Genomic DNA, 16156 nt, shown 5'->3' with positions numbered 1-16156 from the left:
CACCCTGAGGAGCCTCCGAGCTTGCGAGGATGCGTCACCACACGCTCCCTGAGGAGCCTCCGAGCTTGCGAGGATGCGTCACGAAGGGCCCGCCCTTCGTGACGCTCGGCTGGCGCCTCGCTCCTCAGGGACCGGGGTGGGGCTGGCGCCTCGCTCCTCAGGGACCGGGGTGGGGCTGGCGCCTCGCTCCTCAGGGACCGGGGTGGGGCTTCGCTCGCTCCTCAGAGACCGAGGCACACGACTTGATCTACCGGGCGAACGCACGCGCGGGCGCTTCGGGCCGCCCGAACAGGTACCCCTGCGCGAGGTTGAACCCGAGCTCCTCGAGCGCGGGGATCAACTCCTCGTCCTCGACGCCCTCTGCGACGATGGTGATGCCAGTCGCCCGCGCCATGTCGCAGATCGCGCGCACCACAGCCCGATTGGATGGGTCCTCCAGAAGGTGGACGATCAGTGTCTTGTCGACCTTGAGCACGTCGATCGGCAGATCCCGGACGTAGCGCAGGGCGGAGAAGCCGGACCCGAGGTCGTCCACACAGATCGTGCAACCGATCTCGTGCAGCTGCCGCACGGCGAGGGCCGCCGACGTCCCGAGCCGGACGGCCTCGTTCTCTCGCACCTCGATCCAGACCCGGTCCGGACGAACGGCGTACGTCCTGATCAATCCGTCGACGTGATCGGCGATTCGCCCGTCCCATAATTGCTGGGACGACAGGTTGATCGTCAGAAACGCCTCGTCACCCAATGCGGGGGTGATGTCAGTGGACAGGGTGCGGATCGCGTCACCGATGGCATGACGTCCGATCGGCACGATCAACGACGTGTCCTCCGCCACGGCAAGAAAGACGTCCGGGGTCAGCAGTCCGGATTCGGTGTGCCACCGGAGGAGTGACTCGTAGCCGACGACCCGACGACTGGGCAGCTCGACGATAGGTTGGTAGTGGAGTACGAAATCGTCCTCTACCGATTGGGTCAGTCGCCGCGCGACCTCGATCTCGTCGCGGACAAGCGTAAGTGTGGTCGGATCCGCGAACACCACGTTGTGATGTTTGGTCAGCGCGGTCGACAACGCGGCATCGGCGCAGTGCATGAGGTCGGCGGAAGTGATCGCCTCCGGCAGGTCGGCGCCCACCGCCACACCCATGCATATGTCGAGGAAGCACGCGGCACCGTCGATCTGCACCTGCTGGGCACCGAGCTTGCCCCGTACCGCCTCGATGAGACCGTCGAGGCCGTCGTAGCCCGTCGACAACCAGATCAGCCATTCGAGGTCCGCGCGCCGCTGAAACGACGCGGCGGGAATCAACGGGCGCAGCACCTGTTCGACGAATCGATCAGCGATGAGCGCCGATTCTGCACGTCCATAGGCCACCGCAGCCCGATGGTAGGGGTCTGCCGCGACCGCGATCACGGTCTCTCCGGATAGTCCGCGATTCATCACCGACGTCCCCGTTCCCGTTCTCTAACGACTCCAGTAAACGCCAGCGTCTCTGCCACATAGTGTAAGCGCAAATGCCGCGTTTCCGGCGGACCGATATGCTGGTCAGCCTCCGGTGCCGCGAAGCACGGCGCCGAGCGTTCGCACGATGATCTTGATGTCGAGCCACACGCTCCAGTTCTCGATGTAGAAATTGTCGTAGAGCGCCCGGTCGGCGATGCTCGTATCCCCACGGAGCCCGTGGATCGCGGCCCATCCGGTCAAGCCGACCTCGACGCGATGTCGATCCCGGTAGCTGGGTATCGAGGTCTCGAACTGCTCGACGAAGTGGGGCCTTTCCGGCCGGGGGCCGACGATCGACATGTCGCCGCGCAGCACGTTCCACAGCTGCGGCAGCTCATCCAGCGATGTCTTACGGATGAACCGCCCTACCCTGCCGATCCGGTCCTCCTCGGAGGGCTGCCATTCGGAGTCCGACGACGACTCGGGCACCGGACGCATGGAGCGGAACTTCAGGAGGTCGAACAATCGGCCGCCCCGTCCGATCCTTCTCTGCCGAAAGATGGTCGGCGCCGAAGGATCTGACGCATACACCGCGAGGGCGACCGCAGCCATGACCGGACTCAACAATACGAGGGCGACACAGACGACGCTGACGTCGAAGACGCGCTTGAGTTTCCAATACCAGGTGCGCAGCGCGTCCCGGCGCATCCGCACCAGGGGGATCGTGTGGATGCGGTCCATGTCCTGGTTGAGGGAGACGAACTCGAACAGCCGCGGGACGATGTAGATCTCGCAATCGAGTTCGTCGCACTCGCGTAGCGGGGTGACCAGCCGCGAGTCCGGCGCCGAGCTGAACGCCACCAGCAGTGTATTGATGCCGTGCGCTTTGACCTTGCTGCGGATGTCGACGATTCCGCCTTCGATGGGCACTCCGGCCGACGCGAGTTCTGGCAGCGGGTCATCGCTCACTGCCAGTACCACGTCGAGTCCCAGTTCGGGGTGGGACCGCGTACTGGAAATCAACTCAGCCGCCACTACGCCGCCACCGATCACCGCCGCACGCATCCGTTGCTTCGCCGAGGACCGACGCCGATGGCGCGTGATCGCGAAATAGATGACGCGCACCGCGAATAGGGCCGCGAAGACGAGGACCGCGTAATACGCGGCGCGCATCATCGTCACACCCGGGCGCGCAATCGTGAACAACACTGCCGACGTGATCACCGACCACGCGGCGAGCCGCGGGAGGTCGTCGAGCGCCGACAATGTCAACCGCGCCCGATACAAGCCGACAATGTCCAGAACCACGAGCGTCACCACGACCCCGACAACGCCGACCACCCTGCCGAGAGTGCCCTCATCGCCGTTGGCGACGATGGCGACGATGGCGACGAGTATCAGCAGGATGCCGTCCAGACCGAGCAGCACGGGGTCGGTGCGATTGCGGGCAATGGCCCAGCGACGACCACCTCGCTTGACTGGAGTTGAGACCATCGGGTAGCTCGTTCTCGGATTCAGGGTGCGCACGACCAGAGGGGCAGGACTGCCTGCAACAAATTAGCAGAACACACCGATAAGTGATGAGTTTCCGACTGAGGGATTCGCTCGCCGCGGCCGGGATGTTGCGTTAGTGTTATTGCCCAGATAGCGAATTTCCTCAGCACTGATAGATCGGTTGCGATCGAGATTTCGTTTCTGGCACTAAACAATTGGAACGGCTCGGGGAGGACGTCGGCTTCGCCGACGGAAAGTGGTCGATACATGACCGTGATGAAGGCGGTGCTCGGGCGCTATGACGCCCGGTCAGCGGCGACGCTGATCAGCACCGGCGGTGTGCTGCCCCTGCCCGTGATCGCCGTGCTGGCGCCGGAGACCCTCAAGCCCGGTGCCCTGCTACCGCTGCTCGGTATCTGGATGTTCATTGCCGCGGCATTCACCGTCACCGCGATCAAGCACCGCCTCACCGACCTCCAATTCGCGGTCCTCGGCGGCTTCGGAATTATCGGCATCTGCGGCACGTCGATGATCCTGGCCGCGCCCAAGGCCTCGCAGGCCGTACTCGCGCTGGTGGCCGTCATACCCACCATCGCCGCGATCTCCCCTTCCATATCTCTGACCCTGTCGCTCTTGGCTCTCGCCGTGGCCGGGTCTTCGACGGTAATGGCCATGACGGCGACGTCGTTCGCCGCGACGCTGATCAGCGTGGGCGCGATGATGGGCACGATCACGGTGCCGGTCTTCCTGGTGGTCGCGCTGCGCCGGTCCCTGGAGGCAACTCTGGATCGGCAGACCCGCCTGAGCGGGATCGACCCGCTGACCGGACTGTTGAACCGCCGTGGATTCCTGGCCCGGGTTGCGCAACTCCTCGCCGCGGCGCGGGTCTCGCAGGGCTGGATCGGCATCCTTCTCATGGACATCGACCACTTCAAGAAGATCAACGACCGACACGGTCACCTGGCCGGCGACGGCGTCCTGTTGTCGGTGGCCGCCACGATCCGGGAGGTGGCACCGACGGGATCGGTCGTCTGCCGGTTCGGCGGGGAAGAGTTCCTGGTCTTCTGCGTCGCGCGTGACGAGACCGAACTCCTGGCGTCGGCCGAACATTTCCGGACGGCGGTGTCCGACGCGGCTCCCGTGACATTGAGTGTCGGTGGTGTGTGCGCGCCCCTCGTCACCTCTACCCGCAAGACCGCAGCGTCCACGGACGACGTGGTCGCCGAGCTCCTCAGTCGGGCCGACGACTGTGTCTACGCGGCCAAGGAACAGGGCCGCGACGTCTCGGTGATCGAGTCGATGGATCCGATCGTCTGGCACAAGCCGGCACTTCGTCCAGTGGCGGTCGATGTCGGAACACCCCCACCCACCGACAGCCTGTTCACGCTCTTCTCCCGTCGAGCGCGCGAGGATGCCGACGTCGAGGTCTGACGTACGCGGTGCTTACCTCTGTCAGGCGCCGAGTACGAGACGAGCGTCGGTCGCCGTCTGCAGCGCATCTGCCTCGTCGCGCATACGACGCCAGATCTTCGACGATGTCCGCTCCGGCAGAGCGGCACGATCCCACCACATCAGCCGCGTGCTGTACCGGTCATCGGGGAACGGCGTCGGCGAAACGCTCGTGTCGACTCGCCCACCACCCGATTCCCAACGTCGCAGCACATGCTCGGCCGCTGTCGCCATCATGTGCTGCACTCCGGACATCTCCATGATCACGAGGCCGAGCCGCGAGAGCTGGCCTGCGACATCCGCCGCGGTGGGTGACCGTTCGTCCACCCACGCGGTCTTCACCTCCACGACCCCACCGGCGAGTCGTCCTTCGATGGAGTTGACCAGCTGCACCTGGCCCGGCTGACCTGCCCATTCCTCCAGCGCATGCGACTGCGCCGCGGCAACGAACCGAGGCTGCACACGTAGGCCACCACACACCGTGCCGGAAACGTCGAGAACGGTGAAGAAGAATGCCGTCCCCTCGCCGGAAATGACAGCATCGAGATCGAGGGCAGCCGCACATCCGTGACGGGTGTAGGCGGCATCCGCGCCGTTCAGGTACTCATGCCAGAGTCCGGCCTGTTGACGCGGATCGGCCGCGATCACCGTGTAGCCTTGCTCACAATCGGGCCGTGGGACCCGTAGAATGCCGACGGTATTCACGCTTCGGGTCCGTATCATCGCGGTATTCAGCCTTTCAACAGCATGCCAATGACACAAAAATTCACTGGCCTCATGCGCAATGTTGCCATAGTGCACGTCTTCGTGGGTTGGCTACTTCATAAGCTACCCCACCACCGCTGTGGCGCGGCTTCTTCGAGTGCGCGACTATATGCTGATGCGCTCGCCCACCGAAGCCTCGCCGACGCTCTATTCCGAGACCTCCCTGCCGCCCGAACTGTCCGAGGGTTCCGACTCCCTCTTCCTCGACATCACCGCCGATTCGGCAGAGGCCCTGCGAGGCCTGCTTCCGCCCTATGAAGCGGAGGCCGAGGAGGCCCGGTTCGCCTACTACCCGTGGCGCCGCACAGTGGTCAAGATCCCTGGTCCGCGTACGTATCGGCGCCTCCGCCTCGACCGCAACAGGCACAAACTCACCACAATGGACCAGGAGCGGGGCCGGCAACTGAAGGTCGGCATCGTCGGCCTGAGCGTCGGACACGCCATTGCCCTCGCCCTTGCCCTGGAGGGCCTCGCCGGCGAATTACGTCTCGCGGATTTCGATTCACTCGAGCTGACAAATATGAATCGTATTCCTGCATCATTGATGGATATCGGAGTCAACAAAGCGGTCGTGGCGTCGCGAAGAATTGCGGAAATCGATCCGTATATCTCAACAACGATATTCGACGAAGGAATCACCACGGAGAATGTCGATTCATTTCTGGATGGTCTCGATATCGTCATCGAAGAATGCGATTCCTTCGACGCGAAAGTATTGATCCGAGAGCGCAGCCGGACACTCGGCATCCCCGTTCTCATGGAGACCAGCGACGGCGGGACACTCGACGTCGAACGGTTCGACCTCGACCGCGATCGACCACTCTTTCATGGCCTGGCCGGCGACCTGCGCGCCGACGATCTCGTGGGCCTCGACCGCGGCGCCGTCACCGCGCTTGCGGTTCGGGTGCTGGAGCCGGCCAAGGTGACCGCATCGATGGCCGCATCCGCCCTGGAGCTCGGGTACACGGTGACGGCCTGGCCTCAACTCGGTGGCGACGTTCTGCTGGGCGGAGCCTCGGTGGCGGCGGCGGTCCGACGTCTGGTGCAAGACAGGCCGCTGCCGTCGGGACGGGTCCGGTTCGACCGGGACACGTGGCTCGGCGACATCGTCGACCCTCTGACCGACCCATTAGTCATGCAAACGAAAAAGGTTCTCCCTGAACAGAATCTGACACAAGAGACGCGCCCCGAGGACTTGTCGGATTCGGCGCTGGTCGTGGACGCCGCGAACCGTGCGCCGTCGGCCGGAAATCAACAACCGTGGCGCGTCACTGCCGATGCCGACGGCGTGACGATCGCGCTCGACCCCGATCGGACCTCGACACTCGACCTAGGGCACCGCGCCTCGGCCGTGGCGGTCGGGGCCGCAGCAGCCAACGCGCAGATCGCCGCGGCGAGCCGAGGGATTCTGGGTGCGACCAAGCTCGTCGACGAACCCGATCAGATCGCCATACGCATCAGCCTCGGGCCCGCTGGAGCGTCTTCCGACCCCGACCACCGCGACACCGATATGCAATCCCTGCGCAGTCGGTCGACCCGACGCGGACTCGGCGACCGCTCCCCCGTTTCACCTGGCGATGTAAACCAGTTGGTCGACGTCGCGACAACCGAACAAACCCGGCTGAATGTTTTGACTGATCGGACGGATATCAGCCGGTCCGCAGCGATTCTCGCCTCCTCCGACCGAATTCGATTCCTCACCCCCGAACTACACCGGGAAATGTTCGCGGAACTGACCGACGATCCGGCCAACCCGATCGGCATACAGATCAACTCCCTCGGCTTTCCGCCCGCGATGATGGAGATGATGGGCCTACTCCGCCGTTCCGATGTGATGGCGTTGCTCGACGAGTGGGGTGGCGGCAACGCGCTCGGCGCCGACGCGGCCGGGCGGGTCGAGTCCGCATCGGCGATGGTCACCCTGATCCAGACCGGCACCGACACTGCCTCGTTCCTCCGCGCCGGCCTGGTGATGCAGCGACTGTGGCTTGCCGCCGAGCGACTCGGGTTCGCAGTGCACCCGATGACACCCTGCTTCCTCTACGCCCAGAACGACGAGGAGGCACGGAGCCTGTCGCCCGCGCACGGCGACGAACTGGCCACGCTGCGCCGCGAGATGCTCACGCTGTGCCCGGTCGGTCCGGGCGAGACACCGACGGTGGTGTTGCGGTTGTCGCGGACGGGTGGGATGGCTGGGTAACCTCACAGGGTCCGCAAAGAAGGCAAGGCGACCACGAATCGCGCGCCCCACTCATCGGTGTGGGCGAGTTGCCTTTTGATCTCCTGCGCCGACGGCCACGGAAGCACCAGTATTTCCGATGGTCGTATGCCGTCGATCTCCGCGGGCGCACCGACGGGGATCCTCGATAATGGCAGGAATTTGCCTTGTTTGGCAGGATCACGATCGACGATGAGCGGAAGACGATCCGACCCGACACTCGCCATGTTCAGGAAGGTCGTCCCACGAGACGCCGCACCGTAGCCGACAACCCTGCGCCCGGCAGTCGCCGCGCCGTCCAGAAACTGATTCAGCCGATCGGAGGCCTCGCGAATCTCGCGCTTTACGTTTTGAAAGCCCTCGGCGTGAGCGAGGTCCGCCGCGCGTTCGACCGCTCGCACTTCTTCGAGGTCGCCACCCGGTTGGTCATAGCTCCTCGAGTTGGTACACCGGGTTGCTAAAACCCGAACGGTCCCACCGTATTCGGCGATCCGCCGCACTGCCAGGATCTCGAAACCGTGACGAGCAAGGGCAGCATCCAAGCTGAAAAGCGATAAGTAACAACGGTGAGTGTGTGAAATTACGTCTATCTGACCCCGCACCAGGCCCAACACGTGATGGAAGTCGATCGCGATCGAACCCGATGGCGCGAGCAACTTTTCAAGGTCACCAAGTATCTGATCCGGATCATCGACGTGGTTCAGGGCGTGACCGAGGAGGACGACGTCGACCTCATCGACGGGGAGACCTCGATAGACCGGCCCACCGGAGCTGAGCTGCAACGCCGGCAGACCGCTCGAGCCGTCGAAATCACACACAGACTTCGGACCCGCCCCAAGCGCGCGGCCGAACAACTCGAGCCATGGATCACCAGCGGCGAGAGGCATCGCGTGCCCATGCGGCGGGCGTGGGCCATCTGGGCGAGGGCCAGCGAGCTGGACGAGGCCACACCCAGAGCAGATGACGAGGCATACATCCTCCAGTGGGGCCGGCGGCGAGTCGTCGCGATCGAGCAGCCAATCAGGATCTGGTTGCTTACCGAGATCGACGATGGTCTCGAGGCCAATCGCCTGACAGGATCGGCATGACCTGGTGGACAATGACGCAGTCATCGGATGACCTCCTCGTTTAGACTGGTTCGGTGAATGAGCCCGAGCGACCGATCACTGAACTCCATCAGATGTTCTCCGGCCGCTCCGTACTCCTGACCGGACACACCGGCTTCAAAGGATCATGGCTTGCCATCTGGCTGAATTTACTTGGCGCGCGCGTCACCGGGTACGCGCTGGCGCCCCCGACCGAGCCCAACAACTTCGAGCTCTCCTCCGTGCGCGAGGTACTCGTCGCCGACGTCCGGGGTGACATCCGAGACCGCAAAAGAATCTCCACCATTGTCCGCGAGAGCCAGCCCGACATCATCTTGCATTTGGCAGCGCAGACCGTAGTGCTCGATAGTTATCGAGAGCCCATCGAATCGTTTGACATCAATGTGGTCGGCACCGCGGCTCTCCTCGATGCAGTGCGCGAACTCGACAAGCGATGTGCAGTCGTTGTTGTCACCAGCGACAAGTGCTATGCCAACGACGAGAAAGGTCGCCGGTTCGCCGAAGGTGATGCGCTCGGGGGTCATGACCCCTACAGTGCCAGCAAGGCTGGACAGGAGCTTGTCGCTGCGGCATATCGGAGCTCGTTTTTCCCCCCTGACGACATCCAGCGGCACGGCATAGCCCTGGCGACCGCACGGGCAGGCAACGTGATCGGCGGTGGAGACTGGACGCCCCATGGAATCATCGCCGACATCGTTCGATCATTGGGCCGCGATGACCCTGTGTCACTACGCCGGCCCCAGGCCATACGGCCATGGCAGCATGTTCTGGAACCACTCTCGGGTTACCTGACGTTGGCGGCACGACTGTGCTCGAATGAAGCCGCCCGGTTTTGCGATGCGTGGAACCTCGGTCCCAATCGCGCTGATGAGGCCACAGTGGCCCAACTGACCGAGTTGATGATCACGGAGTGGGGCCACGGACGGTGGGTTGACAGCAGCCGACCCGAAGATTTGCCCGAGGCGGGCACGCTGCGCCTGTCCACGGACCGAACTTTCGCCGAGCTCGGTTGGCAACCCAAATGGGGTGTACGGGACGCGGTCCATCGGACAGTTCAATGGCACCGAAGTGTGCGAGAAGATCCGGAAATGGCTCGGGCAGCGTGTATCTCCGACATCAAAGCCTACCTGGAAGACCCGGCGAGCCGATGAGTCGCCCGTTTCGGTTCATCGCGCCCATGCCCCGATGGGAGGGTTCGCGTGCCACGTGGCGTGACTCGATCCGACGTATCGAGGATCTGGGCTTCTCGACATTGTCCATCTCGGATCACCTCACGTCGGGCTGGATGTTGGACCCGCTTATCTCGCTGGCCGCCGCCACCGCGATGACCTCCCGCATCCGATTCTTGACGTTGGTGCTGGCCAACGACTTTCGCCATCCGGTCGTTGCCCACAAGTCGTTCGCCACATTGGATGTGCTGAGCGAAGGCCGTGTGGAAATCGGGTTGGGAGCCGGCTGGATGCCGTCGGACTATCAGTCGACCGGAATCGTATTCGATCCCCCACGCGAACGTCTGGCGAGATTGGCAGAAGCCGTGACGATCATCGGCGACCTGTTCGGCGACGATCCGGTGAACTTTTCGGGTGAGTACTACCAGATCCGAGACCTACAAGGGCTCCCCGATGCCGTGCAGCAACCTCGCCCGCCGATCATGCTGGGTGGAGGCGGCCGACGCGCATTGGAACTGGCCGGTCGGGTCGCCGACATCGTCGGCGTGCATGCCAAACTCCGGAACTCGACCGCGGATGGAGATGCGGCGGCGGATCTGAGGGCAGAGCGTGTCGCCGAAAAAGTCGCGTGGGTTCGGACGGCGTGGAACGACTCGGGACGGGTCGGCCCCGAGCCCGAATTGCAGCACTCCGTGTATCTGGTTGAGGTCACCGACTCCCCTGGCGGGGCCCGCAGATCGGTCTCCAGCTTCTCCCAAGCCCTTGCGGCTGACGACCAAGCGATGGCCGACTCACCGTCAGTGCTCGTGGGCAGCGTCGAGGGGTGCGTGGAGAAGCTTCTCGAACTTCGTGAACGGTTCGGGTTCTCCTACTTCAATCTGGGCGGCGACGTCGAGATGGTCGCCCCCATCGTCAACCGCCTATCCGGTGAATGAGTGCGTTGATCGACCTTGTCGCATCATGAAAGCGGAGAGCGATCGGCCACCCCCGCCAGAGCTGAATCGGCTGCTCGTTCACCACTCAGGAATGACTCGTCTGTCCACAAGTGGTTCCATTCGCCGTATCGGCCGCAGACATGAATCCCCACCTTCGCCAAGTACGGATGGATCAGGCTGACGGCCTCGAACCGATCGTGATCGTAGATCACGTTGGCGAACCTGACCAGTTGCGCCTCTGAAACCAAGATTTCGTCGGCGGCAGCGAGAACCCCCATCGAGCGTAGGTGAGTAAGCGTCGGCTCGATGAGCGAATCCGGTTCCACCCGGAGCGGGCGGTACTTGTCAGAGAAGTACCACTCGACCTGGATCGCACTCGCTCCGTCCGGGACCACGTTTGGCGAGAGGCGATGTGGAAAGTTGATGCGCGAGAACGGGATGTCGGCGTCATAGACGTAGCGGATGTGTGTGTCACCGCCGAGACCCGGACGGCCAACGCCCACGTTGACGAGGAGTACGGAAGAGAATGCGAGCCGTTTCGCGGCATCTGCCACATCTTGTGGGCAATTGTCGATCAGGGGAACCAACTCCGGCAGCGGAATCGATGAGATGAGTTCGCTGTACTCAGCCGTCTCGCCGTTCGCGAACCGGAGAGCTCGTTCGGTTGTGTCGATTCCTACGACCTCGTGGTCCAGGCGCACTTCTGCCCTCCGAGCCCAGGATCTGAGATAGGACTCATATCCACCGTTGGTGGGATAGCGAAACTGGGTGACATAGTGCAGATCCCGAACAGGTTTCACCGATAGAGCCCCTCGCAACGCCTCCTCCACCGACGGGCGATACATCCGCGGCCCGAGCCAGTCGGTCGTGAGGTTCTTCATCGGAGTCGTGTGGTACTTGTCTCCGTAGGTCATCGGGAATGTCTCGGCGAAGGTGTTCCCGTACGAACGGCGAAGCCACGTCTCGTAGTCGGCGGGCGGCGCCTCACCGTCGGTCGAATTCTTCGCCACCTCGATGAGGTCGAGCAGTACTTTGACAACGAGGTCTTCGGGCAGACCATGCAGATTGACCTGAACTGGGTGCGTGACCAACGTCCCGTGCCAATAGCTGTCAAGACCGATACGCACATCCCGATAGTTGCCGCCGACCGCGTCGGCGAGAATCTGTTGCACCCGCTCGTCCTTGGCGAAGGAGACATGGGGGCCCTGATCGAAAACGAAACCTTCCGGAAGGATGTGGCTGGCGGTGTGGCCGCCGAACCATTGATTGCGGTCGTAGACCACGTACTCGGCACCTGCCTCCTCGAGGCGATGTCCTGCACCGAAACCCGCGAATCCGGTTCCGACGACGACGACCGGGGCATTCGGCATGGGCGGGTTCCTCCCCATTCGGATCCAGATCGCATTCGTTCTTGCTGACGCTCTTTCGCATGATACGTCTTGTGCGGCACAAACCTCTATCGCTGTTGCGATCACGTTGTCGGCATCGTATGCTCCGGTTCACCGTCGATGATTCCGCCCGGAGCGACCGAAGTGCAGCTACTATGATCCGCACCATCGGAGGCCACGGCGCCCGGAATGTCTTGCGCAGCGCTAAAGATCACGGTTCGACGAGGCTGATACCGAACGACGCACAGGCTATGGTGAGGGTCAGGTAATGGTCAATGTGAAGCCGAAACAGCTCGACACTCGCCCGACGGTATCCATCGTCGTCACGTGCTACAACTACGGCCGCTACCTGGAGGCCGCGGTGCTCAGCGCACTCGACCAGCCCGGTGTCGATATCGAGGTCATCATCGCCGACAACGGCTCGACAGATGACAGCCTCGCGATCGCTGGTCGACTTGCCGCCTCCGATTCGCGGATCAGCCTGCACACCCAGACCGAGAATATCCACAATCTACGCAACTTCAACGATGGCCTTGAACTGGCAACAGGCAAATACGTCCAGATCCTCTGTGCAGACGACCTACTCACGCCCGGGTCGATCACCCGGGCGGTGACGGTAATGGAATCCCGGCCCGATGTGGTCATGACATATGGCAATTGCCCGCCGTTCGAGGACGGTCCGCCGCCCTTCGAAAATGACCCGGTAACGAGTTGGACCGTATGGGACGGCATGACATGGGTTCGTGGGCGCTATCGGGAGGGTACGAATCCCTTCTTTCACCCCGAGGTCTTGATGCGCACCGAGACATTGCGTGACATCGGTGGCTACAACACAGAATTTCGCCTGACCTCGGACATGTTGCTTTGGATTCAGGCGGCACTACGCGGAAACGTGGCCCGGGTCAACGGACCAGCTCAGGCTTACTACCGTAAGCATGGCGCGAATCTGCATATGCAGATCAACGCTGACAGTTGGATCAACGATTTCATCGGTCGACAACAAGTGTTCGACGCGGTACCTGAGCTGGATTCGTGGGCGCCGATCGGCTCCCGGGAGATCAACGACTCTCGCCGCGCTCTGGCAGTGGACGCCGCCAAGTACGCGTGCATGGCGCTAGCGTCACCTGATCCGGACGTCCGACAGCTGGGCGCCACCTATGCCGACCACGCCCGCAAGACCTGGCCCGCCATCGAGTCATCCCTGCGCGGGCGCACCGTGCGTGCGTCGATAGCGAATGATTCGAGGTTCTTGCCGCGGGTCTGGTTTCGCATCGATGTCACCCGCAAAGCAATCGAGACCAACATCGGACGCAATTCGCGGTTCAATCGGGAACCGCTGGTAGATCGGGTGCGTCGGCGCCGCAGGCGAGGCAGCGTGGCGCCAGTGCACACAATTTGAGCTCCTGGGCTCAATCGAATCCGATCAACGCCTTTTCGAGCGTGAAGGCTTCGGCATACCGGTGGCGACAGTGAACCCCGCGCAGCCGTGCAAGACCCAGGAAGCTCTCGTCATCGAACCAATCGTGTGACGTTTGAGACCGGTAGTGTTCATGCAGCAGCCGGACCTTCTCATGGGCAATCTCGGCCGTGATGGGATGAAACACCGAGGGTTGGGGTGTATCGGTTTCCCATTTCAGGATTTCGTACCCGAGCACCAAGTGATCGCGGAACTCGGTTGGGACGATTTCGGCGAGCAAACGATGATCCTGGTGTGCGTCATGGCGCTGGGGCGCGAAGACAACCTTTCCGGATGAGGCTCGGCGCAGCTCGGCGACAGCATCTTTGATCGCATTCCAATGCGCCGGCGTCCGCCCGTCGGGGAACGCCAAGACGGTGACCTCCACCGCGACACCCGGACAAAGGGCTGCCAACGCTGCTCGCTCCTCGAGCTCCCGCTCGGTCTCCCCGCCTGTGAGCACCAAAACAGTAACGCGCGCAATCGAAGTCGTCTGCGCCAGCGTCAACAGCGTGCCGCCCATGCCGATGGCGATGTCGTCACAGTGTGCACCGAGCACCACGATCTCGTCCAGTGCTCCGGTCGCCAGACCAAGCATCAGCTACCGAACCGCTCCCAGACCGCCCAGGGTCGGTCTCCTCGCGTGTAACGACTGTCGAGCTCAGCTCGTTCTTTGAATGTGTCGGCTGGCATCCAGAAACCCTGGTGTCGGTACCCGAACAACCGACCCTGGGCAGCGAGCGCGACACATGCATCGCCCACCAAGTCGCCACCCTCGGGGAGATGATCGAAGACTTCTTGCGTCAGCACGAAGAAGCCTCCGTTCACCCAGATTGAGAACAGCTCTGCGACAGGCGTGATCGCGTTGACCAACCCGGAGTCTGCCACCTCGACGCAATGGAATGACGCCTGCGGCGGCACGACCATCATGGATGCAGCCGCACCCGATTCCGCGACCGCGTCGATCATCTCGTCTAGCGGGGCGTCGGTCAGCACATCGGCATAGTTGGCCAGGAAACGTTCGTCGCCATCCAGGTATGGCCGCACGCGGCGTAGCCGCTCCCCGATCGCCGACTCCAGTCCGGTGTCAACAAAAGTGATGCTCCAGTCGCTGATATCGGTCTGAAACAGTTCCACCTCGCCACCACGCATGACGAAATCATTCGATTCGGTCTCTTCGTAGCTGAGAAAATAGTTCTTGATATGACTGGCGCCATAGCCGAGGCAGAGGATGAACTCGTTGTGGCCATAATGCGCGTAGTAACGCATGATGTGCCAGATCAGTGGACGCGGCCCAACCATCTGCATCGGTTTCGGAACGTCCTCGGCCGAGGTACGCATCCGCATACCGTAGCCGCCACAGAACAGGACTACTTTCATATCAGCGCCCCTTTTCCGCCTCGAGGTGGGCACTCACGCCAACATCCGCGAAATGCAGTGTGGGCAAGGGGTATACGAGCTGACCGCCCCAGTCCTTGACGTGCGCCAACTGCGCACTGATCTCGCGTTCGAGGTTCCACGGGAGAACAAGGATGACCTCGGGTTGGTCTTCGTCGATCTTGGCCGGCCGGTTTATCGGGATTCGTGTTCCCGGAGTGAACCGGCCGTGCTTGTAGGGATTTCGATCCACCGTGTATTCGACAAGGTCGGGCCGTATGCCACAGTAGTTCAGCAGCGTGTTGCCTTTCCCCGGTGCACCATAGCCCACCACCCTCTTCCCCTCGGCCCGCTGGGCCAGTAGAAATGTGAGCAGCTCGTGGCGAATGGCGTCGGTCCGCGGTTGGAGATCACGATATCCTGCAGGAGCGTGCAATCCAGCCGCTCGCTCCACGTCGAGCACTTCAGCAACGCGCGGGTTAGGCGAATCGGTCACCTCGTCCGGGCGTGCCCAGACCCGGATCGATCCACCATGGGTGGTCAATAGTTCCACGTCCACCACCCGCAAGCCGGCGGTGGCCAACGCGCGTGACGCGCTCAGGACTGTGTAGTACTGGAAATGTTCGTGGTAGATGGTGTCGAACTGTGCCTTCTGCACCAGGTTCAGCGCATGGTGGACCTCGATGCTCACCCATCCGTCATCGGCGACCAGGCCCCGAAGAGACCGCGTGAAACCCAGCAGATCCGGGATGTGGGCATAGACATTATTGGCCACGACCAGATCAGCCGGACCGTGTTCACGACGGATACGCGCGGCGAGGTCCTCGTCGAGAAAGGCGGTTTCGGTGGGTACGCCCTTCTCACGCGCGGCGGCGCTGACGTTCACCGACGGCTCGATACCCAGACATGCGAGACCGTCGGCCACGACATGTTGCAGCAGGTATCCGTCGTTGCTGGCGACCTCGATCACGAACGACTCCGCACCCAATCCGAGGCGCTGCGTCGCGGCGTCGACGAAGGAACGGGCGTGGGCCACCCACGAATCCGCGTACGACGAGTAATAGGCATACTCGGTGAACGTGTCCTCCGGCGTGATCAACGCAGGAATCTGTAGCAGCAAGCACTCTTCACACAGGCGCAGGTGCAGCGGGAAGGTGGGCTCCATGGTGTCGAGGTCATCGGCAGCGAGGAACCGCTCGCACGGCGGCGTCGCACCCAGGTCGAGAACACTCATCAGACGCTGAGATCCACACAGACGGCACTTCATTGACAATGCGCCCTTCCCCACGTCGCCGAGTTGAGCCAACCTGACGCATCGCCGACCGAGCCAAACCGGATTGAGTGCATCTTAGCAAAGG

The 16156-nt window shown here is 62.7% G+C and carries 13 protein-coding genes; 5 read left to right on the top strand and 8 right to left on the bottom strand.

Annotated elements, in window-relative coordinates; translation table 11 throughout:
- Positions 1-247: 247 nt before the first annotated feature.
- On the bottom strand, positions 248-1438 hold the full coding sequence (locus AC4AMJ_RS02920) for an EAL domain-containing protein (RefSeq protein WP_489917196.1): 1191 nt from the start codon (positions 1436-1438) through the stop codon (positions 248-250).
- A gap of 105 nt (positions 1439-1543) precedes the next feature.
- Entirely contained in the window at positions 1544-2935 is a 1392-nt protein-coding gene (locus AC4AMJ_RS02915; RefSeq protein ID WP_489917195.1) for an exopolysaccharide biosynthesis polyprenyl glycosylphosphotransferase, read from the bottom strand.
- A gap of 267 nt (positions 2936-3202) precedes the next feature.
- Between AC4AMJ_RS02915 and AC4AMJ_RS02910 the strand changes: the two genes are divergently transcribed.
- Complete coding sequence (locus AC4AMJ_RS02910) at positions 3203-4366, top strand: GGDEF domain-containing protein (RefSeq protein WP_489917194.1); 1164 nt, start codon at positions 3203-3205, stop codon at positions 4364-4366.
- Between the two features lie 21 nt (positions 4367-4387).
- Here AC4AMJ_RS02910 and AC4AMJ_RS02905 read toward each other — a convergent pair whose 3' ends face one another.
- Positions 4388-5107, bottom strand: coding sequence for a hypothetical protein (locus AC4AMJ_RS02905; protein WP_489917193.1), 720 nt, complete (start codon positions 5105-5107; stop codon positions 4388-4390).
- A 157-nt stretch (positions 5108-5264) separates the two neighbouring features.
- On the opposite strand from AC4AMJ_RS02905, the gene AC4AMJ_RS02900 reads away from it, so the two are divergent.
- Entirely contained in the window at positions 5265-7349 is a 2085-nt protein-coding gene (locus tag AC4AMJ_RS02900; RefSeq protein WP_489917192.1) for an Rv1355c family protein, read from the top strand.
- 2 nt (positions 7350-7351) lie between these two features.
- Here the strand turns inward: AC4AMJ_RS02900 and AC4AMJ_RS02895 are convergent, their stop codons facing one another.
- Positions 7352-8479, bottom strand: a complete 1128-nt coding sequence (locus tag AC4AMJ_RS02895; protein WP_489917191.1) for a class I SAM-dependent methyltransferase — start codon at positions 8477-8479, stop codon at positions 7352-7354.
- A 29-nt stretch (positions 8480-8508) separates the two neighbouring features.
- On the opposite strand from AC4AMJ_RS02895, the gene rfbG reads away from it, so the two are divergent.
- The gene (rfbG, locus tag AC4AMJ_RS02890) at positions 8509-9624 is read left to right on the top strand and encodes a CDP-glucose 4,6-dehydratase (RefSeq protein ID WP_489917190.1); all 1116 of its coding nucleotides are present in this window, start codon (positions 8509-8511) and stop codon (positions 9622-9624) included.
- Complete coding sequence (locus AC4AMJ_RS02885) at positions 9621-10577, top strand: TIGR03621 family F420-dependent LLM class oxidoreductase (RefSeq protein ID WP_489917189.1); 957 nt, start codon at positions 9621-9623, stop codon at positions 10575-10577. Before rfbG ends, AC4AMJ_RS02885 begins: the two co-directional genes overlap by 4 nt.
- A gap of 23 nt (positions 10578-10600) precedes the next feature.
- Here the strand turns inward: AC4AMJ_RS02885 and AC4AMJ_RS02880 are convergent, their stop codons facing one another.
- Positions 10601-12052: a protoporphyrinogen/coproporphyrinogen oxidase gene (locus tag AC4AMJ_RS02880; protein ID WP_489917188.1), complete on the bottom strand. Its 1452-nt coding sequence runs from the start codon at positions 12050-12052 to the stop codon at positions 10601-10603.
- A 181-nt stretch (positions 12053-12233) separates the two neighbouring features.
- Between AC4AMJ_RS02880 and AC4AMJ_RS02875 the strand changes: the two genes are divergently transcribed.
- The gene (locus AC4AMJ_RS02875) at positions 12234-13364 is read left to right on the top strand and encodes a glycosyltransferase (protein WP_489917187.1); all 1131 of its coding nucleotides are present in this window, start codon (positions 12234-12236) and stop codon (positions 13362-13364) included.
- A gap of 10 nt (positions 13365-13374) precedes the next feature.
- Here AC4AMJ_RS02875 and AC4AMJ_RS02870 read toward each other — a convergent pair whose 3' ends face one another.
- Genes AC4AMJ_RS02870 through AC4AMJ_RS02860 form a run of 3 tightly spaced genes read right to left on the bottom strand, consistent with a single transcriptional unit; the run spans position 13375 to position 16065 of the window.
- Positions 13375-14019, bottom strand: coding sequence for a PIG-L deacetylase family protein (locus AC4AMJ_RS02870; RefSeq protein ID WP_489917186.1), 645 nt, complete (start codon positions 14017-14019; stop codon positions 13375-13377).
- Positions 14019-14801 carry a sugar phosphate nucleotidyltransferase gene (locus AC4AMJ_RS02865; RefSeq protein WP_489917185.1) on the bottom strand — a complete coding sequence of 261 codons (783 nt, stop codon included), beginning with the start codon at positions 14799-14801 and terminating at the stop codon, positions 14019-14021. Before AC4AMJ_RS02865 ends, AC4AMJ_RS02870 begins: the two co-directional genes overlap by 1 nt.
- Position 14802: 1 nt before the next feature.
- On the bottom strand, positions 14803-16065 hold the full coding sequence (locus AC4AMJ_RS02860; protein ID WP_489917184.1) for a methyltransferase domain-containing protein: 1263 nt from the start codon (positions 16063-16065) through the stop codon (positions 14803-14805).
- Positions 16066-16156 lie beyond the last annotated feature (91 nt).

It is taken from the genome of Gordonia sp. LMA484 (assembly GCF_058129505.1).
This window is presented reverse-complemented; position numbering and strand designations above follow the sequence as displayed.

Bases quoted from the DNA above. Each gene is read 5' to 3' on its own strand.
- AC4AMJ_RS02915 (WP_489917195.1), bottom strand. From the start codon at position 2,935: ATGGTCTCAACTCCAGTCAAGCGAGGTGGTCGTCGCTGGGCCATTGCC.
- AC4AMJ_RS02885 (WP_489917189.1), top strand. From the start codon at position 9,621: ATGAGTCGCCCGTTTCGGTTCATCGCGCCCATGCCCCGATGGGAGGGT.
- AC4AMJ_RS02865 (WP_489917185.1), bottom strand. From the start codon at position 14,801: ATGAAAGTAGTCCTGTTCTGTGGCGGCTACGGTATGCGGATGCGTACC.
- AC4AMJ_RS02905 (WP_489917193.1), bottom strand. From the start codon at position 5,107: ATGATACGGACCCGAAGCGTGAATACCGTCGGCATTCTACGGGTCCCA.
- AC4AMJ_RS02895 (WP_489917191.1), bottom strand. From the start codon at position 8,479: ATGACTGCGTCATTGTCCACCAGGTCATGCCGATCCTGTCAGGCGATT.
- AC4AMJ_RS02875 (WP_489917187.1), top strand. From the start codon at position 12,234: ATGGTCAATGTGAAGCCGAAACAGCTCGACACTCGCCCGACGGTATCC.
- AC4AMJ_RS02870 (WP_489917186.1), bottom strand. From the start codon at position 14,019: ATGCTTGGTCTGGCGACCGGAGCACTGGACGAGATCGTGGTGCTCGGT.
- AC4AMJ_RS02900 (WP_489917192.1), top strand. From the start codon at position 5,265: ATGCGCTCGCCCACCGAAGCCTCGCCGACGCTCTATTCCGAGACCTCC.
- AC4AMJ_RS02920 (WP_489917196.1), bottom strand. From the start codon at position 1,438: ATGAATCGCGGACTATCCGGAGAGACCGTGATCGCGGTCGCGGCAGAC.
- AC4AMJ_RS02860 (WP_489917184.1), bottom strand. From the start codon at position 16,065: ATGAAGTGCCGTCTGTGTGGATCTCAGCGTCTGATGAGTGTTCTCGAC.
- AC4AMJ_RS02910 (WP_489917194.1), top strand. From the start codon at position 3,203: ATGACCGTGATGAAGGCGGTGCTCGGGCGCTATGACGCCCGGTCAGCG.